This window comes from Saccharothrix sp. HUAS TT1, from assembly GCF_040744945.1.
Lineage (GTDB): Bacteria > Actinomycetota > Actinomycetes > Mycobacteriales > Pseudonocardiaceae > Actinosynnema.
Window position 1 is genome coordinate 2875309 of sequence record NZ_CP160453.1, and the last position, 19884, is coordinate 2895192.

General features: G+C 73.2%; 23 protein-coding genes. 13 read left to right on the plus strand and 10 right to left on the minus strand.

Going from position 1 to position 19884, the window contains the following annotated elements; genetic code table 11:
- Positions 1 to 17: 17 nt before the first annotated feature.
- From AB0F89_RS14220 to mutM, 5 genes are read left to right on the plus strand one after another with little or no spacing between them, the layout of a single operon-like run.
- A complete protein-coding gene (locus tag AB0F89_RS14220) occupies positions 18 to 605 on the plus strand; it encodes a DUF177 domain-containing protein (protein ID WP_367136279.1) in 588 nt (195 codons plus the stop codon).
- Between the two features lie 2 nt (positions 606 to 607).
- Positions 608 to 790 (plus strand): 50S ribosomal protein L32, encoded by a 183-nt coding sequence (gene rpmF / locus AB0F89_RS14225; protein ID WP_033431492.1) that lies wholly within the window; start codon positions 608 to 610, stop codon positions 788 to 790.
- 29 nt (positions 791 to 819) lie between these two features.
- Entirely contained in the window at positions 820 to 1644 is an 825-nt protein-coding gene (gene rnc, locus AB0F89_RS14230; protein ID WP_367136281.1) for a ribonuclease III, read from the plus strand.
- Between the two features lie 7 nt (positions 1645 to 1651).
- The gene (locus AB0F89_RS14235) at positions 1652 to 1882 is read left to right on the plus strand and encodes a hypothetical protein (RefSeq protein ID WP_367136283.1); all 231 of its coding nucleotides are present in this window, start codon (positions 1652 to 1654) and stop codon (positions 1880 to 1882) included.
- A gap of 10 nt (positions 1883 to 1892) precedes the next feature.
- Positions 1893 to 2750: a bifunctional DNA-formamidopyrimidine glycosylase/DNA-(apurinic or apyrimidinic site) lyase gene (mutM, locus tag AB0F89_RS14240; protein ID WP_367136285.1), complete on the plus strand. Its 858-nt coding sequence runs from the start codon at positions 1893 to 1895 to the stop codon at positions 2748 to 2750.
- An 18-nt stretch (positions 2751 to 2768) separates the two neighbouring features.
- Here the strand turns inward: mutM and AB0F89_RS14245 are convergent, their stop codons facing one another.
- Positions 2769 to 3203, minus strand: coding sequence for a MarR family winged helix-turn-helix transcriptional regulator (locus tag AB0F89_RS14245; protein WP_367136287.1), 435 nt, complete (start codon positions 3201 to 3203; stop codon positions 2769 to 2771).
- 255 nt (positions 3204 to 3458) lie between these two features.
- Here AB0F89_RS14245 and AB0F89_RS14250 point away from each other — a divergent pair, with 255 nt between their 5' ends.
- Positions 3459 to 4136: a response regulator gene (locus AB0F89_RS14250; RefSeq protein WP_367136289.1), complete on the plus strand. Its 678-nt coding sequence runs from the start codon at positions 3459 to 3461 to the stop codon at positions 4134 to 4136.
- 7 nt (positions 4137 to 4143) lie between these two features.
- Here the strand turns inward: AB0F89_RS14250 and AB0F89_RS14255 are convergent, their stop codons facing one another.
- Positions 4144 to 5247, minus strand: a complete 1104-nt coding sequence (locus tag AB0F89_RS14255) for an NAD(P)/FAD-dependent oxidoreductase (RefSeq protein ID WP_367136291.1) — start codon at positions 5245 to 5247, stop codon at positions 4144 to 4146.
- Between the two features lie 68 nt (positions 5248 to 5315).
- On the opposite strand from AB0F89_RS14255, the gene AB0F89_RS14260 reads away from it, so the two are divergent.
- Positions 5316 to 5846, plus strand: a complete 531-nt coding sequence (locus tag AB0F89_RS14260) for a GNAT family N-acetyltransferase (protein ID WP_367136293.1) — start codon at positions 5316 to 5318, stop codon at positions 5844 to 5846.
- Here the strand turns inward: AB0F89_RS14260 and AB0F89_RS14265 are convergent, their stop codons facing one another.
- The 3 genes from AB0F89_RS14265 to AB0F89_RS14275 form a co-directional block, all read right to left on the minus strand.
- Complete coding sequence (locus AB0F89_RS14265; RefSeq protein ID WP_367136295.1) at positions 5847 to 6305, minus strand: hypothetical protein; 459 nt, start codon at positions 6303 to 6305, stop codon at positions 5847 to 5849.
- A gap of 134 nt (positions 6306 to 6439) precedes the next feature.
- Positions 6440 to 6949 (minus strand): hypothetical protein, encoded by a 510-nt coding sequence (locus tag AB0F89_RS14270; protein ID WP_367136297.1) that lies wholly within the window; start codon positions 6947 to 6949, stop codon positions 6440 to 6442.
- 23 nt (positions 6950 to 6972) lie between these two features.
- Complete coding sequence (locus AB0F89_RS14275; protein WP_367136299.1) at positions 6973 to 7677, minus strand: CAP domain-containing protein; 705 nt, start codon at positions 7675 to 7677, stop codon at positions 6973 to 6975.
- A gap of 64 nt (positions 7678 to 7741) precedes the next feature.
- Here AB0F89_RS14275 and AB0F89_RS14280 point away from each other — a divergent pair, with 64 nt between their 5' ends.
- From AB0F89_RS14280 to AB0F89_RS14300, 5 genes are read left to right on the plus strand one after another with little or no spacing between them, the layout of a single operon-like run.
- The gene (locus AB0F89_RS14280) at positions 7742 to 8038 is read left to right on the plus strand and encodes an acylphosphatase (protein WP_367136301.1); all 297 of its coding nucleotides are present in this window, start codon (positions 7742 to 7744) and stop codon (positions 8036 to 8038) included.
- A 33-nt stretch (positions 8039 to 8071) separates the two neighbouring features.
- Entirely contained in the window at positions 8072 to 8578 is a 507-nt protein-coding gene (locus tag AB0F89_RS14285) for a sigma-70 family RNA polymerase sigma factor (protein ID WP_367136302.1), read from the plus strand.
- Positions 8575 to 9384, plus strand: a complete 810-nt coding sequence (locus tag AB0F89_RS14290; RefSeq protein WP_367136304.1) for a zf-HC2 domain-containing protein — start codon at positions 8575 to 8577, stop codon at positions 9382 to 9384. Before AB0F89_RS14285 ends, AB0F89_RS14290 begins: the two co-directional genes overlap by 4 nt.
- Positions 9385 to 9442: 58 nt before the next feature.
- Entirely contained in the window at positions 9443 to 13108 is a 3666-nt protein-coding gene (gene smc / locus AB0F89_RS14295) for a chromosome segregation protein SMC (RefSeq protein ID WP_367136306.1), read from the plus strand.
- Positions 13109 to 13123: 15 nt separating this feature from the next.
- A complete protein-coding gene (locus AB0F89_RS14300) occupies positions 13124 to 13684 on the plus strand; it encodes a hypothetical protein (protein ID WP_367136308.1) in 561 nt (186 codons plus the stop codon).
- Positions 13685 to 13688: 4 nt separating this feature from the next.
- On the opposite strand, the gene AB0F89_RS14305 is transcribed toward AB0F89_RS14300, so the two are convergent.
- The 3 genes from AB0F89_RS14305 to AB0F89_RS14315 all read right to left on the minus strand — a co-directional run bounded on the left by AB0F89_RS14305 (position 13689) and on the right by AB0F89_RS14315 (position 15984).
- Complete coding sequence (locus AB0F89_RS14305) at positions 13689 to 14387, minus strand: lysophospholipid acyltransferase family protein (RefSeq protein WP_367136309.1); 699 nt, start codon at positions 14385 to 14387, stop codon at positions 13689 to 13691.
- A gap of 14 nt (positions 14388 to 14401) precedes the next feature.
- Positions 14402 to 14737 carry a hypothetical protein gene (locus AB0F89_RS14310; RefSeq protein ID WP_367136311.1) on the minus strand — a complete coding sequence of 112 codons (336 nt, stop codon included), beginning with the start codon at positions 14735 to 14737 and terminating at the stop codon, positions 14402 to 14404.
- A 62-nt stretch (positions 14738 to 14799) separates the two neighbouring features.
- Positions 14800 to 15984 carry a cytochrome P450 gene (locus AB0F89_RS14315; RefSeq protein WP_367136312.1) on the minus strand — a complete coding sequence of 395 codons (1185 nt, stop codon included), beginning with the start codon at positions 15982 to 15984 and terminating at the stop codon, positions 14800 to 14802.
- 136 nt (positions 15985 to 16120) lie between these two features.
- On the opposite strand from AB0F89_RS14315, the gene AB0F89_RS14320 reads away from it, so the two are divergent.
- Positions 16121 to 17056: a GNAT family N-acetyltransferase gene (locus AB0F89_RS14320; RefSeq protein WP_367136314.1), complete on the plus strand. Its 936-nt coding sequence runs from the start codon at positions 16121 to 16123 to the stop codon at positions 17054 to 17056.
- A gap of 8 nt (positions 17057 to 17064) precedes the next feature.
- Here AB0F89_RS14320 and AB0F89_RS14325 read toward each other — a convergent pair whose 3' ends face one another.
- Positions 17065 to 18624 (minus strand): sodium:solute symporter, encoded by a 1560-nt coding sequence (locus AB0F89_RS14325; RefSeq protein ID WP_367136316.1) that lies wholly within the window; start codon positions 18622 to 18624, stop codon positions 17065 to 17067.
- A complete protein-coding gene (locus AB0F89_RS14330) occupies positions 18611 to 19771 on the minus strand; it encodes an anhydro-N-acetylmuramic acid kinase (protein WP_367136318.1) in 1161 nt (386 codons plus the stop codon). Before AB0F89_RS14330 ends, AB0F89_RS14325 begins: the two co-directional genes overlap by 14 nt.
- Between the last annotated feature and the right edge of the window lie 113 nt (positions 19772 to 19884).

Sequence of the window (19884 nt, forward strand, 5' to 3'; positions counted from 1 at the left end):
ACGGCACACCAAACATCATGTCTGAGCATCGTCACGCCTCCGCGCGTCCCACAGCGACCGGGCCCTGGGTCATCGACACCAGGGACCTCGGGCGTCGTGCGGGCTCCAGCCGCGGGTTGCGCAGGACGGTGCCCGCCGAGGGCCTCGGCCTGGCTGGCGTGATCGCGGTGCCGGCCGGGGGCGACGTCGAGCTCGACCTCCTGCTGGAGTCGGTGGTCGAGGGCGTGCTCGTGACGGGCGCCGCCGCGACGGTGGTCGAAGGGGAGTGCTCGCGCTGCCTGGAGCCGCTGTCCGCGGAGGTCGAGGTGGAGCTGACCGAGCTGTACGCGTACCCGGACAGCACCACCGACGAGACGACCGAAGAGGACGAGGTCAGCCGTCTGCACGACGACCTGATCGACCTCGAACCCGTGGTGCGCGACGCCATCGTGCTCGCGCTGCCGCAGGTGCCGCTGTGCTCGCCGGACTGCCTCGGGCTGTGCGTCGACTGCGGCGGCAGGCTGGCTGATCTCGGCCCCGACCACGGGCATGAGACGATTGACCCCCGTTGGGCCGCTCTGCGCGAGCGGATCGACGGGAATCGTGACAATCCAGAGGAGAACTAGTCGTGGCCGTCCCGAAGCGGAAGATGTCGCGCTCGAACACGCGCTCGCGCCGCGCTCAGTGGAAGACCGCTGCCGTGCACCTGGTGGCCTGCCAGAACAGGGCCTGCCGCCAGCCGAAGCCGCAGCACGTCGCCTGCCCGGCCTGTGGCCAGTACGACGGCCGCCAGGTCGTCCAGCCGGCCTGATCACCCTCTGGCGAAGGTAGCGGCGAATCGTGGGGGGTAGGTCGTCGCGCGGTCGGTCCGCCGACCGCGCCCCGTTGCTCGAAGCGCTCGGCGTCCCGTTGGACGCCGAGCTGCTGACGCTCGCTCTGACCCACCGCTCGTACGCGTACGAGAACGGTGGGCTGCCGCCCAACGAGCGGCTGGAGTTCCTCGGCGACGCGGTGCTCGGCCTCGTCGTCACAGATCACCTGTACCGCACGCACCCGGACCTGCCCGAGGGGCAGCTCGCCAAGCTGCGCGCGAGCGTGGTCAACATGCACGCGCTGGCGGGCGTCGCCCGCGGTCTCGGCGACGACGGGTTGGGCGGGCACCTGCTGCTCGGTCGCGGCGAGGAGCTGACCGGCGGCAGGGACAAGGCGAGCATCCTCGCCGACGGCCTGGAAGCCGTCATCGGCGCGGTGTACCTGCAGTTCGGCATCGACACCGCGCGGCAACTCGTTCACCACCTGTTCGACCCGCTGTTGGCCGAAGCGCCGCTGCGGGGTGCTGGACTGGACTGGAAGACGAGCCTCCAGGAGCTGACCGCGTCCGCGGGTCTGGGCGTGCCCGAGTACCGGGTGGACGACCAGGGCCCGGACCACCGCAAGGAGTTCACCGCCACGGTGCACGTCGGTGGTCAGGCGCACGGCTCGGGAGACGGTCGCACGAAGAAGGAAGCCGAGCAGAAGGCGGCCGAGGCCGCCTACCGCGTGCTGCACGAACGGGTCCGCGCCGAGCAGGAGTCGGGCGCGTCCGGGAACGGCCACGCGGGCGGATCGGCGAACCAGGCTCCACCCCAGGCTCCACCTCCGGCTTCACCTACTCAGGAAGACTGACGCCGAAATGTATGCCACGAACGTCCGGACGAACCGGCGCGCGCGCCACGCGCGTCCGTCCCGCCCGCTGAACGCCGGCCGCAACGGCGGCATCCAGGGCCTGGTCCTCGTGCGCGACACCGCCCAGGCGGGCGGTTGGATGCTCAAGCCGACCAAGCCGCAGGCCGCCGCGTACGAGATGCTCGAAGAGCTGGAGCAGGCCGAGGCCGCCGCCGCCGAGCGCGAGACCGAGCGCTGATCCTCCCGACGTGCCCGAGCTGCCCGAGGTAGAGGTCGTCCGCCGAGGTCTGCACGAGCACGTCGCCGGCCGGACCGTCGCCGCTGTCGACGTCCTGCACCCACGCGCGATCCGCCGCCACCTGCCCGGTGCGGCGGATTTCGCCGTGCGCTTGACCGGTCAGCGGCTGGAGGCCGCCCGGCGGCGTGGCAAGTACCTGTGGGTCGACCTGTCCGGCGGTGACGCGATGCTCGCGCACCTCGGCATGAGCGGCCAGATGCTGGTCCAGCCGGTCGGCGCGCCGGACGAGAAGCACCTGCGGGTGCGGGTCCGGTTCGCCGACGACGGCCCGGAGCTGCGGTTCGTCGACCAGCGCACGTTCGGCGGCCTGGCGCTGGCGGAGATCGTCGAGGTCGACGGGACCCGGCTGCCGCTGCCGGTGGCGCACATCGCCCGCGACCCGATGGACCCGGCGTTCGACCCGGACGCGGGGGTCGCGGCGCTGCGCAGGCGGCGGACCGAGGTGAAGCGGGCCCTGCTCGACCAGACGCTGGTCTCCGGCGTCGGCAACATCTACGCCGACGAGGCGCTGTGGCGGGCCAGGCTGCACGGGCTGCGGCCGGTGGACAAGCTCACCAGGGCCAAGGCCGCCGAGCTGCTGGCGCACGCCACGCAGGTGATGCTCGAAGCGCTCGGCGAGGGCGGCACGTCGTTCGACGCGCTCTACGTCAACGTGAACGGCCAGTCGGGCTACTTCGACCGGTCACTGGCCGTCTACGGGCAGGAGGACCGGCCGTGCCGGCGGTGCGGCACGGCGATCAGGCGTGAGCCGTTCATGAACCGCTCGTCGTTCTCGTGCCCGCGCTGCCAGCCGCGACCGCGCGGCTGACCGGGCGGGCGCCGCGGCTCACCGCGGGTCCGCGAGCCTGCGCAGCAGCGGCGTGACCGTCCGGAGGGCGTCCCGCTCCTCCGGCTCCAGCCGCGAGATCCGCTCGGACAGCAGCTCGGCCTCGCCGTGCGCCAGGGACAGGATGGTGTCCCGCCCGAGGCCGGTCAGCTCGACGATGGTGGCCCGCCCGTCGGCGGGGTCCGACTCGCGGCGCACCAGGCCGCCCGATTCCAGGCCCGTCACCACCGTGGTCGCCGTGGGCTGCGAGCACAGCGCACGCACCGCGATCTCACCGATCCGCATCGGTCCCTGCGACGCGAGTTCCGCGAGCACCAGCAACTGGGTCGGCTGGAGCCGGCGGACCGACGCGGACTGGCGCAGGCTGCGGATCAGCCGGTGCACGGCGACCACGAGTTGTAACGCGTCCTGATTAGTCACACTGGTGGTGGTCATCAGACCTCCTCGTGGCTCACCGTGAGTGAGCAAGTGTCCGAATTCGGACAGGACATTCGCACTTTCGCAGTACGGCTGTCCAGTAAACGGTTTCATTCGCACCCGGATGTACTCATCCTTATCCGCACCGATGCGGAGAAGGAAGCGTCAAAACGGCATAAAGGGAGTTCAGCCCCGCATCAAGAGCTCGTCAGGAACCTCGCCCAACGTAGTCGGACGCCGGATCGGGGCGAACTCCGGGCGTAGGGTCCGGGCGTGACGAAGGTGCTGGTGGTCGATGACGAGCCGCAGATCGTGCGGGCGTTGCGGATCAACCTGTCCGCCCGCGGCTACGAGGTGCTGACCGCGCACGACGGCACGGCCGCGCTCAAGGCAGCGGCCGAGGGCAAGCCGGACGTGGTGGTGCTCGACCTGGGGCTGCCGGACGTGGACGGCACCGAGGTGATCGCGGGCCTGCGCGGCTGGACGACCGTGCCGATCATCGTGCTGTCCGCGCGGGTCGACTCCGCCGACAAGGTGGAGGCGCTGGACGCGGGCGCCGACGACTACGTCACCAAGCCGTTCGGCATGGACGAGCTGCTGGCCAGGCTGCGGGCGGCGGTGCGCCGCTCGACGGTGGCCGAGGGCGGTGACGCGGTGGTGGAGACGGCGTCGTTCACCGTGGACCTGGCGGCGAAGAAGGTGCGCCGCGACGGCGTCGAGGTGCACCTGACGCCCACCGAGTGGGGCCTGCTGGAGATCCTGGCCCGGCACCGCGGCCGGCTGGTGGGGCAGCGGCAGCTCCTCCAGGAGGTGTGGGGCCCGACGTACGCGAAGGAGACCCACTACCTGCGCGTCTACCTGGCCCAGTTGCGGCGCAAGCTCGAACCGGAACCCTCCCGGCCCCGGCACCTGGTGACGGAGCCGGGGATGGGGTACCGGTTCGAGCTGTGAGGTCCGCTCAGCCCGCCGGCAGGGCGGGGTGGCGCTCGATCAGGACCGTGCCGCGCACCACCAGTTCCTTGACGCGCGCCGCCGCGCGGCCGGTGAGGACGCGCTCCCTCGGGCGGTCGTCGGCGTCGACGAACTGGATCAGCCCGTCCCGGCGGCCCAGGCTGATGCACCGGACCCGGTAGCGGAACCCGATCGGGCCGGGCTCCCCGCCCGCCAGCCGCTTCGCCAGGCCCCGCGCGGCCCGCTGCGCCGTCGGGAGGCCGGTGGCGCACGCCATGCGCAGCTCCAGGCCGTCCGGGCGCGTGATCGCGGCGGCGTCGCCGACCGCCAGCACCTCCGGGTGGGACACCGACGTCAGGGTGTGGTCGACCAGCACCCGGCCGCGGTCGTCCACCGCGAGCCCGGCCCGCGCGGCCAGGTCCGGCACCCGGAAACCGGCCGTCCAGACCACCGCGTCGGCCGCGACGTGCTCGCCGCCGGCCAGCACCAGGCCGTCCGCCCGGACCTCGGTGACCTCCGCGTGGTCGCGCACCCCGACGCCGAGCCGGTCGAACACCCGGTGCAGGTGCGCCCTGCCCTTGGCCGACAGGTCCGCGCCGAACCCGCCCGCGGTGACCAGCCGCACGTCCAGGTCCGGACGCGACTCGGCCAGCTCGGCGGCGGCCTCGATGCCGGTCAGCCCACCGCCCATGACGACGACCGCGCGGGCGTGCCGGAGGGCTCGGGCGAGCTTTTCGGCGTCCTCCTGGGTGGACACCGCGTGCGCGTGCTCGGCCGCGCCCGGGACGGCGTCCAGGTCGGCGTGGCTGCCCAACGCGTAGACCAACCGGTCGTAGGCCAGCGCGCCACCCGTCAACCGGACCTCGCGGGCCCGGAGGTCGATGTCGGTGACCCGGTCCACCACCAGCTCGACGCCGGCGCCGCGCACCAGGTCGGCCAGCGGGAGGTCGCGCAACGGCTGCCCGGCGGCGAGCTGGTGCAGCCGGACCCGCTCCACGAACCGGTCGCGCGCGTTGACCAGGGTGACCCCGGCCCCGGTCGACCTCGCCGCCACCTTGGCCGCCACCAGTCCCGCGTACCCCGCGCCGATCACCACGACGTGCTCTGCCATGTCCCTGTCCTCTCGTCACTGGAGGAGCGAGACGGGGGCGGCCGACGTGACGGCCTAGGGTGTGAGGCGTGTCACCGGTTTCCGTGCTCCACACCTGGCAGCTGCCCGAGGCGGCGCTCACCGCGGTCCGGGTGCTGCTGGACGAGGCGTTCGACGGCGGGTTCGACGACGAGGACTGGGAGCACGGCCTCGGCGGCGTGCACGCCCTCGTCCGGGACGGCGACGAGGTGGTCGGGCACGGCGCGGTGGTCCAGCGCCGGCTGCTGCACGGCGGGCGGGCGCTGCGGGCCGGTTACGTCGAAGCCGTCGCGGTGCGCGCGGACCACCGCCGCCAGGGCGTCGGAGGGGCCGTGATGGCGGCCCTGGAGGACGTCGTGCGCCGTTCGTACGCCCTGGGCGCCCTCAGCGCCTCGGAGGACGCCCTGGCGTTCTACGCGGCCCGTGGGTGGCAGCGGTGGCGCGGGCGGACGTTCGCGCTCACGCCCGCCGGCGTCGAGCGCACCGAGGACGAGGACGACGGGGTGTTCGTCCTGCCGGTCGTGCCGCTCGACCTGGCGGGCGACCTCACCTGCGACTGGCGTGACGGCGACGTCTGGTAGCTACGGGCCGCTCGTCGTCGTGGCCGTGGTCGTGGTCGTCGTGGCGGTGGGCGACGCGGAGGACGAGGACGACGGCGGGTGGGTGTAGGTCGTCGGCGGGTTGCTCGGCGACCGGGTCGGCTCCGGTCCGGAGGACTCCGCCACCGGCTCGTCCGCGGCCTGCTCGGCCTGCGGCTGCGGCGCCGTGCCCGTCGACTTGCCGGTCTGCTTCGCCGCGACGCGCGTGGACACCGTGACGACGACCGTGGCCGTGCGCGCGTTCGGCGCGGCGCTCACCGGCTCGTCCGCCGTCACCTTCAGCTCGGCGCGCGGCTCCGGCGTGCCCACCGTCTGCGTGCCGCCGGCCAGCACCGACGCGAAGGTGGCGATCACGGTGGCGACGGCCGCGCCGCCCGCGGCGAGCAGCACGACCGACGAGAGCTTCTTCTTCGGCGCGGCTTGCTGATCTTCCTCGAACACACCATCTCCCTGCGGAGGACCTGGATCGACGGTCAGGTGTTCGGGTTATCGGCCGATCTTGCCGGTCGCCGGATCGTTCGAGCGGTCCTCCACCCGATGGTGTGGCGGACCGTCACCCCGTGCGGACGACCTCGTTAGCCCGCTGCCGGGGGTTCGACCGGCTGCGTCGTGGTCGTCGTGGTGGTGGTCGTGGGCTGCGTCGTGGTCGTGGTGACCTTGGTGGTCGTGGTGGTGGCCGTGGTCGTGGTGGTCTGCTGACCGGTGTCCGTCGGCTGGCCGCCGCCGGTGTCCTCGACGGTCGTGGTCGTGGTGGTGCCGTCCGGCCGGGTCACCGTGGTCACCCTGGTGCGGCGCGGGGTGGTCGTGGTGGTCGTGGTGGTCTCCGCCGCCGTCGTGGTGGTGGTCTCCGCGGTGGTGGTGAGGCTGACCGAGGGGGCCGACGACGTGGACCGGATGGTGCTGAGGGTGCTGCGGGACACGACGTCCTCGCGCGGCACCTGGTCGCCGGACGACGCGTCCGGCGTGGCGCCCGCCAGCGACGCGATCGTGGCGAAGATCGTCGCCACGGCGACACCGGACGCGGCCAGCAGCACGTGCGGCGACACGCGCGGTCGGGTGCGCTCGGTCTCCGGTGTCTCGTACAACGGTTCTCCCAAGGTCGGTCGTGCTACCAGCCGAAGTTCTGGGTCCAGTACCAGCCGCGGGTGTCCAGCCCCACGCCGATGGCGGTGAACCCGCAGTTCAGGATGTTGCGCCGGTGCCCGTCGGAGTTCATCCACGCCTTCATGACCTGCTCGGCGGAGCGCTGCCCCATGGCGATGTTCTCCCCGCCGGGGTTCGGGTAGCCCTCGGCGCGCATCCGGGTGGCGAAGTCGACGCCCTCGGGGGTGGTGTGCGAGAAGTAGTCGCGCTCGGCCATGTCGGCGCTGTGGCCCTGAGCGGCCCGCGCCACCCGGTCGTCCACCTTGAGCGGCTTGCAGCCGGCGAGGTCGCGCGCCTCGTTCACCAGGGCGACGACCTGCTGGGTCTGCGGCAGGTCGGCCTTGGTCGTGGTGGTCGTCGGCGCCGCGGACGACTGGGTCGTCGTGGTGGTCGTCGGCTCCGTCGTGGTGGTGGGCGCGGTGGTGGTGGTCGTCGTCTCGGTGGTGGTCTCCGTCGACGACGGCGCCTCGGTGGTGGTCGGCCGGAGTTCCGGGTCGGGGCGCTGCGCGGGCTCGCCCACGCCACCCACCCCGCCGACGCCGGTGTTGTCGGAACCGCGGCTCTGTGCTGCGCTCTCCCCGACGAACGGGGCGAGCTGTTCCGGGTTGGCGACGGCGATGCCGGTCGCGCCGGCCGCGCCGAGGAGCAGGCCGACGAGTCCGCCGATCACGGATCGGTTACCGCGCCGTGCTGTCACGGTCGCGCACCGTACCACTAATGGGTGAAATGACAGGATGGCTGTTGTGGCGGGAGCAGAAGGGGCCGTGCGGCTGACCGCGTGGGTCCGGGGGCACGTGCAGGGCGTCGGTTTTCGGTGGTGGACCCGTGCCAGGGCTCTTGAGCTGGGACTTGTCGGTTCGGCATCCAACCTCCGGGACGGTCGGGTCGAGGTGAACGCGGAGGGCCCGGAAGCGGCGTGCCGCGAGCTGCTGACTGCGCTGCGTTCCGGCGCTACCCCCGGTCGGGTGGACTCGATCGTGGAGCGCTGGTCGGCGGCCCGCGGCGGCCTCACCGGATTCGTGGAGCGTTGAACGCCGGCGGTCCCGGTGGCGTAGTACACCGATGTGGACCGTGGCGAAGACGTCGTCAGACAGCTGTACGGCCGTTGGCGCGGCCCGCTGCACGGTTACGTCCTGCGCCTGGTCGGCGGTGACCACCAGCAGGCGGAGGACGTGGTCCGGGAGACGCTGCTGCGGGCGTGGCGGCACGTCGACCGGCTGACACCCGCCGACGCGGGCCCGTGGCTCTACACGGTGGCCAGGAACCTGGTCATCTCCGGCTTCCGCAAGCGCGGTGGCCGCAACAGCGAGGCGCCGATCGAACCGGACGACCTGCCGCCGGTCGCGGACGAGGTGGAGCACGTCCTGCAGAGCTGGCAGGTGGCGGAGGCGCTGCGCGCGTTGAGCCACGACCACCGCGACGTCGTGGTCGAGCTGCACTACCGGCGGCGGTCGGTCGCCGAGGCGGCGGTGGCGCTGGGCATCCCGGCCGGCACGGTCAAGTCGCGGTGCTTCTACGCCCTGCGGGCGTTGCGCGACGCGTTGGAGGAGCGGGGGGTCGCCGAATCATGAGCTGTGACCGGACCGTGGCGCTCGGCGCGTACCTGCTCGGTTCGCTCGACCCGGCGGAGCGGTCGGCGTTCGAGCGGCACGTGCGCGGTTGCGCCACCTGCCGGCGGGAGATGGTGCGGCTGGCGCCGCTGCCCGGCCTGCTCGGCCAGGTCCAGCTGACGGACCTGGAGCTGCCGTTCGACGACCCCGCCCCGGACCCCGACCTGCGCCCGCTGCCGCCCCTGCCGACCGTGCCGACCGCCGACGGCCCGGCTCGCCGGAACGGCGTCGAGCCGGGTGGAGCTGTCCCGACCGAGGCGGGGCCGCCGCACGGCGCGCGCGAACACGACTGGCAGGAGGGGGTGCGCAAGCGCCGGTGGCCGGTGTCGGTGGGCGCCCGCGGGCGCTGGAAGCCGGTGTCGGAGGGTGCGCGCAGGCGTCGGTGGTCGGTGCTGGTCGGCGCGGCGGCGGTGGTGCTGCTGGTGGCGCTGGCGGCGGTGGTGGTGCCGGGGTGGACCGGTGACGACGCGCCGGCGGCGGTCACCTGGCACGCCGCCGACACCGCTTCCGGCGTGGTGGCCAGCGCGGACCTCGTCGGCCGGTCGTGGGGCACCGAGCTGCGGATGACGGTCGAGAACGTGCCCGCCGGCCTGCGGTGCAAGCTGATCGTGCACGACCGGACCGGGCGCACCGAGGTCGGCGGCTGGTGGGGCGCCGACCACGCGGCCGACGAGCGGATACCCGGCTCGACCTCCTTCCCGGTCGACCGGATCGAACGGCTCGACCTCGTGGTCGACATGACCGTGCTGGTCTCGGTGCGGCCGTGATCGCGCTGGTCAGCGTGCCGGGGTCGGACGTGAGGCCCGCACGGGTAGTCTGCCCCGCGTGCACCTCAAGAGCCTGACGCTGAAGGGCTTCAAGTCCTTCGCCTCGGCTACCACGCTGCGCTTCGAGCCGGGCATCACCTGCGTGGTGGGCCCGAACGGCTCCGGCAAGTCCAACGTGCTGGACGCGCTGCGCTGGGTGATGGGCACGCAGGGCGCGAAGGACCTGCGCGGCGGCAAGATGGAGGACGTCATCTTCGCCGGCACGTCCGGCCGCGCGCCGCTCGGCCGCGCCGAGGTGACGCTGACCATCGACAACTCCGACGGCGCGCTGCCGATCGACTACGTCGAGGTGTCGATCACCCGCCGGATGTTCCGCGAGGGCGCGACCGAGTACGAGATCAACGGCAACTCGTGCCGGCTGATGGACATCCAGGAGCTGCTGTCGGACTCCGGCATCGGCCGCGAGATGCACGTGATCGTCGGCCAGGGCCAGCTCGCCGCCATCCTGGAGTCCAAGCCGGAGGAGCGGCGGGCGTTCGTCGAGGAGGCCGCCGGCGTCCTCAAGCACCGCAAGCGCAAGGAGAAGGCGCTGCGGAAGCTGGAGGCGATGCAGGCGAACCTGACCCGCCTGACCGACCTCACCGCCGAGCTGCGCCGCCAGCTCAAGCCCCTGGGCAAGCAGGCCGAGATCGCCCGCCGCGCCCAGGTCGTGCAGTCGGAGCTGCGGGACGCCCGGATGCGGCTGCTGGCCGACGACCTGGTGACGCAGCGCGAGGCGCTGGCCCGCGAGGAGCGGGACGAGGCCGCCGCCCGCGCCCGCCGGACCGAGGTCGAGAAGTCGCTGCAGCAGGCCCAGTTCCAGCAGAACGAGCTGGAGGACCAGGTCGCGGCCGACACGCCGAAGCTCCAGCGGGCCCAGGAGACCTGGTACCGGCTGTCGGCGCTGGAGGAGCGGCTGCGCGGCACCGTGCGGCTGGCCGTGGAGCGGGAGCGGCACCTGTCGGCGGCGGTGGACGCGCCGCGCGGCGGGCGCGACCCGGACGAGCTGGAGGCCGAGGCCGAGCAGACCGCGCTGCTGGAGCAGGAGCTCCAGGAGGGCGTGACGGAGGCGCGGGTCGGGCTCGCCGAGGCGGTGGAGACGCGCGCCGAGCTGGAGCGGGTGGTGTCCGCGGCGGAGAAGGCGCACCTGGCCGCGGTGCGGGCGATCGCCGACCGGCGCGAGGGCCTGGCCCGGCTCTCCGGGCAGGTGGAGGCGCTGCGGTCGAAGACGAGCGCGACCGCCGAGGAGATCGAGCGGATGTCCACCGCGCTGGCCGAGGCGGTCGAGCGGTCGGAGGTCGTGCAGCAGGAGCTGGCCGAGGCCCGCGAGGTCACCGGGACCGAGGACGAGGACGACGTCGGGCTGGACGAGCGGCACCGGCTGGCCGTCGAGGCGGACGACGCCGCGCGCCGCCGGGTCGAGGAGCTGGTCAAGGCCGAGCGGACGGCCGAGCGGGACATCGCGTCGTGGCAGGCGCGGGTGGACGCGCTGTCGCTCGGCCTGACCCGCAAGGACGGCGCGGGCGCGCTGCTGGCGTCCCGGCTGCCGGGGCTGCTCGGCTCGGTCGCGGCGCTGCTGACCGTGGAGCCGGGCGGCGAGGTGGCGCTGGCGGCGGCGCTCGGGCCGATCGCGGACGCGGTCGCGGTGGCGTCGGGCGCGGACGCGGTGGCGGCGCTGGAGCTGTTGAAGGAGCAGGACACCGGGCGGGCAGGCGTGCTGGTGGGTGGTGCGCCGGTGAGCGTCGACCGGTCCGGCTGGCCGGCGCTGCCGCCGGACGCGCGGTGGGCCGTCGACCTGGTGCGGGCGCCCGAACCGCTGCGGCCCGCGCTGCACCGGGCGCTGGACCTGGTCGCGGTGGTGGCGGACCTGCCGACCGCGCGGGCGCTGGTGGACGCGCACGCGTCGGTCCGGGCGGTGACCCGCGACGGTGATGTGCTCGGCGCGGACTGGGCGGTCGGCGGGTCCGGGCGCAGCCAGAGCGTCATCGAGGTGCAGGCCGCGGTGGACGAGGCGTCGGAGAAGCTGGCCCTGGCCGAGCGCGCGCTGGAGCGGTCCACGGCGGCCCTTGAGGGCGCACGGGCCGAGCAGCAGGCACGTCGGGCCGAGGTCACGGCGGTGAAGGACCAGCTCAACGAGGCCAAGGTGCGCCGCGCCCGGTCGTCGGAGCGGCTGAACCGGCTGGCCGCCGCGGTGCGCTCGGCCGAGGCCGAGGTGGAGCGGGTGCGGGTGCAGCGGGAGAAGGTCGAGGCGGCCCGCGAGGAGAACCTGCTCAAGCTCGGCGAGCTGGAGGAGCGCCTGCTGGTGGCGCAGGAGCAGCCGCTGGACGACGAGCCGGACACCGCGCACCGCGACGAGCTGGCCGCCGAGCTGGCCGCCGCCCGGCAGGGCGAGGTGGACGCCCGGCTGGCGCTGCGGACCGCCGAGGAGCGGGCGCGGGCGTTGCAGGGCAAGGCGGACGGGCTGCGCCGGGCGGCGCGGGCCGAGCGGGAGGCGCGGGAACGAGCCCAGCGCGCCCACGCGGCCCGTGCTCGCGGCGCGGTCGTGGCGAAGGCCGTGGTGCGCGGCGGCGAGGTCGCGCTGGAGCGGATCGCCGGCTCGCTGGCCCGCGCGGCCCGGGAGCGGGACGCGGCGCAGGAGCGCAGGACGCAGCGCGAGGCGTTCCTGGCGCAGGTGCGCAGCCTGGTCCGGGAGATGTCGGTCGAGCTGGAGAAGCTGACCGACGCCGTGCACCGCGACGAGGTGCTGCGGGCCGAGCAGCGGATGCGCATCGAGCAGCTGGAGACCAAGGTCGCCGACGAGTTCGGCATCGGCCTGGAGGACCTGGTCGCCGAGTACGGCCCGGACGTGTTCATCCCGCCGTCGCAGCAGGAGGTCGCCGAGTACGAGGCGGCCAAGGAGCGCGGCGAGGCGGTGACCGCGCCCCAGCCGATCCCGTACGACCGGGACACCCAGGCGCGGCGGGCCAAGCGGGCCGAGCGGGACCTGTCCCTGCTGGGCAAGGTCAACCCGCTGGCGCTGGAGGAGTTCGCGGCGCTGGAGGAGCGGTACAAGTTCCTGTCCAACCAGCTGGAGGACATCAAGGCGACCCGGCGCGACCTGCTGACCGTGGTGAAGGAGGTCGACGACAAGATCCTGGAGGTCTTCACGTCGGCCTACGAGGACGTGGCGCGCGAGTTCGAGGTCGTGTTCAAGGTCCTGTTCCCCGGCGGCGACGGTCGGCTGGTGCTGACCGAGCCGGGCGACATGCTGACCACCGGCATCGAGCTGGAGGCCAGGCCGCCCGGCAAGAAGGTCAAGCGCCTGTCGCTGCTGTCCGGCGGCGAGAAGTCGCTGGCGGCGGTGGCGATGCTGGTCGCCATCTTCCGCGCCCGCCCCTCGCCGTTCTACGTGATGGACGAGGTCGAGGCGGCGCTGGACGACACCAACCTGCACCGGCTGATCGGGCTGTTCGAGCAGCTGCGGGAGCGGTCGCAGCTGCTGATCATCACCCACCAGAAGCCGACGATGGAGATCGCCGACGCGCTGTACGGCGTGTCGATGCGCGGTGACGGCATCAGCCAGGTGATCTCGCAGCGCCTGCGCGGCGAGGACAAGCCGAAGCGCGGCAGGGCCAAGGCCGAACCCGTCCCCGCCGCCGAACCCGCCCCGGAAGCCGCGGCGACCCCGCCCGCCGGACCCGCCTGACCGACGGACCGATCCGTGGACGACTTCGAGGACCGGCTGCGCGCGCGGGTCGAGCGGGTGCGGTTCGAGCGGAGTCGGGGGCGGCGGTTCGCGGCGGACGTGGTGGCGCGGCTGGGGGAGCACCGGGAGGTGTGGCGGGAGCAGGCCCGGGCGTTCGCGCGGGTGGCCGCGGGCATCGGGATGGGCGGCACGCGCATCTCCGCCGAGCACCGGACGAGGAAGCGGTTCGGCGTGGCGTGGACGACGGTGCTGGAGCACGACGTGCTGTTCGTCGAGGGCGGGGTCGCGGTGACCACCGCCGGCGACCTCGTGGAGGTCGAGGCGGGCAGGCCGCTGCCGGTCGCGGGCTTCCTGGACGAGGGCGACTTCACCTACGACGCGCTGCCCGCCTGCGTGTACCGGGACTCGGAGCAGCCGCACGTCGAGGACGTCGTCGGCATCCGGCGCGGCCCGCGCGGGCTCGCCTGCTGCGTCACGGCGGCAGGCGAGCTGGTGGTCGTCTGCGACGGCGGTGAGGGCCGGGCGCTCCTGACCCTCGAACGGCGGCTGGCCGAGGCCCTGGCGAAGTGGGCCTAGCCGGTCAGCGCTCGTCCAGGCGCTTGGCCTCCTCGGGCGTCGGCGCGACACCGCCGAGGTGGGCGGGCTGCCACCACTGGCCCTCGCCCGACTCCGGGTAGCGGGCCTGGGCGTCGTCCAGCAGCTCCTGCATCCGCTCGCGCAGCGCGGCGTCCGACGTCGGCTCCACCGGCTCGCCGATGATGATCGTGACCGGCACGTGCCGCTGGGTCAGCGACTTCGGCCTGCCCTTGGTCCACAGCCGCTGCGTGCCCCACACGGCGGTCGGCAGCAGGGGCACGCCGGCCTCCGCCGCCAACCGCACGGCGCCGCTCTTCACGTCCTTGACCGTGAACGAGCGGCTGATGGTGGCCTCCGGGAAGATCCCGACGACCTCGCCGGACCGCAGCGCGTCCAACGCCTGCTGGTAGGACGCCTGGCCGGCGGCCCGGTCCACCGGGATGTGGTGCATCCCGCGCATCAGCGGGCCGGACACGCGGTGCTCGAACACCTCGTGCTTGGCCATGAACCGGACCAGCCGGCGCGCGGGCTGCGCGCCGTACCCGGCGAAGATGAAGTCGAGGTAGGAGACGTGGTTCGAGGCCAGCACGGCCCCGCCGGTGGTCGGCACGTGCTCCGCGCCCTCCACGGTGATCCGCGTGTCGAGCACGCGGAACATCAGCTTGGCCGCGGCGATCACCGGCGGGTACACGCGATCTGGCATGACCTCAGCGTACGTTACTCACCGGTAGTGCGATCGTGCTCGCGCACCACTTTCGGAACGCCCGCCAGGTCTTCCTCATTGCACAGCAACTTCAGGGCGTAGTACGGCGAACCCTTGGTGTCGTCGTAGTCCAGGTGGACCGCGATCACGTCGACCGCTTCACCGAGCCAGTCCTGCGTCTGCCGCAGCCAGGAGGCCGCGCGCTCCAACGCGCTGGGCAGGTCGTCGTCACGGAACTCGACCGGCCGGTAGGGGACCTCCTGCACCTGGTCCCGCTGGTTGGCAGGCATCGGTAGGTCTACCGCCACCCCGCTGTCGTTGAGTTCGAGTTGGATCGTTTCCTCGCTCACCTCCCCAGGGTTCCCCAACGCGAAACGCGCGGCAATAGATGTCGGTCACGGACACGCCGACTTCACGGCCGGCGCAGCGGCCCGACCAGGACCGGCAGCTCGGCCAGACCGCTGACGAGAACCCGTCGCCAGGGCAGCTCCTCGACCGGCCGCACGGCCCGCAAGCTGGGAAAACGCCGCAGCAACACCCACAGCGCCTCCTGCAGCTCGATCCGCGCCAGCTGCGCGCCGAGGCAGAAGTGCGGACCCGCGCCGAGCGCCAGGTGCTGGTTGGGGGTGCGGGTGAGGTCCAGCGCGTCCGGCTCCGGGAACGCGCGCGGGTCGCGGTTGGCCGAGCCGATGGACGCCATCACGCCCTCGCCCGCCCGGATCAGCACGCCCGCGACCTCGACGTCCTCCACCGCGACCCGCAGCTGCCCGACGTCGCTGAGCCTGGTGAACCTCATCAGCTCCTCGACCGCGCCCGGCACCAGCGCCGGCTCGGCCGCGAGCCGTTCCCACCGCGACCGCTCGCGCAGCAGGGTGGCGACGAACGTGGTGAGCTGGTTCGCCGACGTCTCGTGCCCCGCGACCAGCAGGTTCAGCGCGAACGCGACCAGCTCGTCGTGGGTGAGCCCGGTCGCGCACAGCTCGTCCAGCAGGTCGTCGGACCCCGGCTCCCGCCGCTTCGCCGCGACCAGCCCGCCCATGTACTCCCGCAGGCTCGCCATCGCCGCCTCGACCTGGGGCTGCTCGGACATCTCCATGCTGTACGCGAGCTCGACCCACTCCCGGAACCGCTCGCGGTCCCCGTACGGGACGCCGAGCAGCGTGCAGATCACCTGGACCGGCAGCGGCAGCGCGTACACCTGCCGCAGGTCGGAGCCGTCCACCAGGCCGTCGGCCAGCTCCTCGCACAGCTCGCGCACCCACGGCCGGGTCTGCTCCATCCGCCGGTGCGAGAACGCGCCGGAGACGAGCTTGCGCAGCCGGGTGTGCTCGGGCGGGTCGGTGGTCGGCAGGGTGCCCGCCAGCGGCCGGGACACGCCGACCCGCGGCGCGCCCGCCGCCACCACGCCCGCCCGGGAGAACCGGGGGTCGGCCAGCACCAGCTTCACGTCGTCGTACCTGGTCACCAGCCACACCCGGGCGCCGGCGAGGGTGCGGACCCTGACCACCGGCTCCTCCTCGCGCAACCGCGCCCAGGTGGGCGACGGGTCGAAGGCGAAGGCGTCGGCGAAGGGGATGTCGAGGACGTCGTCCGTCATGACCCCGACGCTAGGAGGCCGGGGGAGCGCGGTGCCAGCGCCATCCGGTGCGCTTCGGCGACCTGCGTCACGTCCCGCCCGCCCGGCGCCGAAAACTCCCTCGCGTTCGTCCGACTCGCGGGTGACCATTCCAGACATGTACGACATCCGTCCCGCTGACCAGGACGACCTGGACGCCGTGCTCGCGCTGGTCCTGCGGTTGCAGGCCGACGACGCGCACCACATCGGCTACCTCGGCGAGGCGCTGGGCGACATCGCCGCGGAGCTGGCCGAGTTCGAGCCCGACTGGGCCTCGTGCACGGTGATCGCCACCGACGACTCCGGCTGGATCCGCGGCGCGCTCAGCGTCGAGGTCGACACCGAGGCCGGCCGGGCCTACCTGCACGGACCGTTCGTCGACGTGCCGGTCAACCACCCGGCGGGCAGCCGGATCTGGGACCAGACCGCCGACGCCCTCTACGCCGCCGCCGCGCCGCTGCTCGACGGCGTGGCCGACCGCGAACTGCTCGGCCACACCGGGCACCGGCGGCTGGCCGCGTTCGCCGAGCGGCACCGCTTCGCCGCCGCCCGGCCGTGCGGCATCCACGTCCTCGACGGCGACGGCCTGCGCGGCCTGCTGCTGCGCGAGGCGAGCTGCCCGCGCACCGGACCGGCCCGCGAGATGCGGGTGCTGCCGACCGACCGGGCCGTGCACGAGGCGGTGGCCGTGCTGCACGAGCGGTGCTTCCCCAAGACCCACCTGTCCGGGCGCGAGCTGGTGGACGGCGGCCGGCCGCACACCGTCGTGGTCGCGATGGACGGCGACCGGGTCCTCGGCTACGCCTCCGGCAAGGCCGAGCCGAGCGAGTTCTACCTGGACTTCGTGGCCGTGGAGCCGGACGTGCGGGGGCAGGGCGTCGGCGCGGCGCTGGTCACCGAGCTGGTCTGGAAGCTGGCCGAGAAGTCGGGCGCCCGACCCCAGGCCGCCGCCGCGGTGCTGGCGGGCAACCGCTCCTCGCGCCGGCTGTTCGACCGGCTCGGTTTCCGCCTGCACCTCGAACTCGTCGCCTACCGCGCCAACGACGCCGCTTGACCCCCGCCCTACGCCACCTTCGCCGACACCACGTCGCCCCGCGCGTCCGGCGGCTGGTAACCCTTGTGCCGCAACGACATCAGCCCGCCCACGAGCAACGTCACCAGCACGCCGAGCACCGTGTACCACGGGTAGGCGAGCGACACGACCTTCTGGGCCGGCGCGGCCGGCGCGAAGTCGATCGCCAGGCGCGCGTCCGGGCCGACGAACTTCACGCCCAGGATCACGAACGCCATCACCGCCACCGTCACCGCGAACGCCACCACCGCGTCCAGCTCCCTGGCCTTGCGGAACACCAACCCGAGCAGGAACGCGCCGAGCAGCGCGCCGTAGGTGAACCCGGCGATCGACAGGCCCTGCTCGACGATCGGGTTGCCGCGGCGGGTGAGCGTGGCGAACAGCCCGGCGCACACGATCAGCAACCCGGCCCACACCACGGTCCAGATCCGGCCGTGCTTGAACACCTCGGCCTCGGTCATCGGCCGCCGCACCACCCGCTGCACCACGTCGGTCACGGTGGAGGAGGCCAGCGCGCCGAGCGACGACGACAGCGCCGCCGCCAGGATGCCCGCGATCACGAACCCGGACAGCCCCGACGGCATGTCGTTGACGATGAAGTTCGCGAACAGCTCGTCGTTGTTGTTCAGCCCGAGGTCCTTGACCGGGTTGGCCGCCTTGTAGAACGCCCACAGCATCACGCCGATGAACAGGAACAGCGCGAACTGGAGGAACACCACGACACCGCTGGCGATCAGCGCCTTCTGCGCCGCGCGCACGTCCTTGGTCGCCATCAGCCGCTGCACGATGAGCTGGTCCGCGCCGTGCGACGCCATGGACAGCACCGCGCCGCCGACGAACGCGGTCACTATCGCGTAGGGCGAGGTGAACGGGCTGGCGTCGAGGTCGAAGACCTGGAACTTGCCCGCCTCGGCGGCGCTGGAGAACCACCCGTCGGGCAGCTTCCCGTTCAGCACCAGGATGACCGCGAACGCGCCGACGACGTACCAGAGCATCTGGATGGCGTCGACCCACACCACGGCCCGCACGCCGCCGAGGAAGCTGTAGACGACCATCGCGATGCCCAGCACCGCCACGATCGCCCAGTACGACGCGTCCACGCCGTACGCGACCAGCACGACCTTGATCGGGATGGCGGTGGCGAACAGCCGCAGGCCGTCCGCCAGCAGCCGGGTGACGAGGAACGTCACCGACGCCGTGCTCCGGATGTTGCGCCCGAACCGCTTGCCGAGGAAGCCGTACGCGGTGATCAGCTCGCCCGCGACGTACTTCGGCAGCAGCACGAACGACACCACGATCCGGCCGATCAGGTAGCCGATGGCCAGCGAGAGGAACGTCATGGTGCCCAGGTAGGCGACCGTCGGCACGCTCAGCACGGTCAGCGTGGACGTCTCGGCCGACACGACCGACACGCACACCACCCACCAGGAGATGCGGCGCTCGCTGACGAAGTAGTCGGTGGCGGAGCGCTGGCGCCCGGCGATCCACACGCCCAGCAGGGGCATGCCCACCAGGAACAGCACGATGATGCCGACATCAAGTGCGCGCACGGTCTCCTCCATCTTCCTGGCCTGACAGCCGCTCCTGGCGGCGGATCGTCAATCCCGTCACGGCGGTGAGCACGGGTTCGGGCAGGCGCAGCGGGTAGCGGCCGGGGGTGATCGACCCCAGCGGTCGCGGTCCGGCGGCGCCGGTGGCGGACGGCACGTTGGCGGGCAGGCCGTGCCAGGTCAGGAAGCCGAGCAGGGCGGCGAGGTACGCCTCCTTGCCGTCGGCGGGCAGCCCCAGCTCGTCGCTCGTGCGCAGGTCGACGCGCCGGCCCAGCGACCCGACCAGCACGGGGTTGCGCATGCCGCCGCCCGACCCGACGACCGTCGCGCCGCCGCACTCGGCGGCGATCGTGCGCGCGGTCAGCTCGGTCAACGTGGCCAGCAGGTCCTCGGCCGGCATGGTCAGGCCCTCGGTGACGCGGTCGAGGTACGCGCGGTCGAAGTGCTCCTTGCCGGTCGACTTGGGCGCGGGCCGGGCGTAGTACGGGTCGGCCAGCAGGCGGTCGAGCAGGTCGGCGCGCACCCGGCCGCGGCGGGCGAACTCGCCGTCGGTGTCCTGGGTGCGCAGGCCGCCGGACAGCGCGGTCATCGCCGCGTCCATGAGCGCGTTGCCCGGTCCGGTGTCGTAGGCGATCACCCCTTCGGGCGAAACCCTGGTGATGTTGGCGATGCCGCCGATGTTCAGCGCGACGGCGGGCCGGCCCTCGGTCTCGGCGAACCGGCGCAGCCAGAGCGCGTCGAGGGTGCTCGCCAGCGGCGCGCCGTGCCCGCCCGCGGCGACGTCGCGGACCCTCAGGTCGGCCACCACCGGCAGGCCGGTGGCTTCGGCTATCCACGCGGGCTGGCCCAGTTGGAGCGTGCCCAGGCAGCGGCCGTCCTCGACCCAGTGGTGCGCGGTCTGGCCGAGCGAGGACACCAGCTCGCCGCGGTACCGGGCGGCGACCTCGGCGAACGCCTGGCCGAGGCGCGTGTCGAGCGCGCACAGGTCCGCGGCGCTGGTCGGTGGCCTGCGCAGGTCTTCCGGGAACGGGTGCTCGGCGTGCTCGACGGGGGTCAGCACGACGGTCGGGCCGTCCAGGGACAGGTCGGCGACGGCCACGTCGATGGCGTCCATCGAGGTGCCCGAAATGAGCCCGATCACCCTCACGCCCTGTGGTCTATTCCACACTGACCGCCGGCGCAAGAGTGTTCGTGGGAAAGTTGCTTGAAATCAACTTGGTTCGTCGATCGTCAACATACGGTGGCGTGCGAGGATTGCGC

Bases quoted from the DNA above. Each gene is read 5' to 3' on its own strand.
- AB0F89_RS14280 (WP_367136301.1), top strand. From the start codon at position 7,742: ATGGCTGTTGTGGCGGGAGCAGAAGGGGCCGTGCGGCTGACCGCGTGG.
- AB0F89_RS14305 (WP_367136309.1), bottom strand. From the start codon at position 14,387: ATGCCAGATCGCGTGTACCCGCCGGTGATCGCCGCGGCCAAGCTGATG.
- AB0F89_RS14315 (WP_367136312.1), bottom strand. From the start codon at position 15,984: ATGACGGACGACGTCCTCGACATCCCCTTCGCCGACGCCTTCGCCTTC.
- AB0F89_RS14220 (WP_367136279.1), top strand. From the start codon at position 18: ATGTCTGAGCATCGTCACGCCTCCGCGCGTCCCACAGCGACCGGGCCC.
- AB0F89_RS14255 (WP_367136291.1), bottom strand. From the start codon at position 5,247: ATGGCAGAGCACGTCGTGGTGATCGGCGCGGGGTACGCGGGACTGGTG.
- AB0F89_RS14320 (WP_367136314.1), top strand. From the start codon at position 16,121: ATGTACGACATCCGTCCCGCTGACCAGGACGACCTGGACGCCGTGCTC.
- AB0F89_RS14290 (WP_367136304.1), top strand. From the start codon at position 8,575: ATGAGCTGTGACCGGACCGTGGCGCTCGGCGCGTACCTGCTCGGTTCG.
- AB0F89_RS14235 (WP_367136283.1), top strand. From the start codon at position 1,652: ATGTATGCCACGAACGTCCGGACGAACCGGCGCGCGCGCCACGCGCGT.
- AB0F89_RS14245 (WP_367136287.1), bottom strand. From the start codon at position 3,203: ATGACCACCACCAGTGTGACTAATCAGGACGCGTTACAACTCGTGGTC.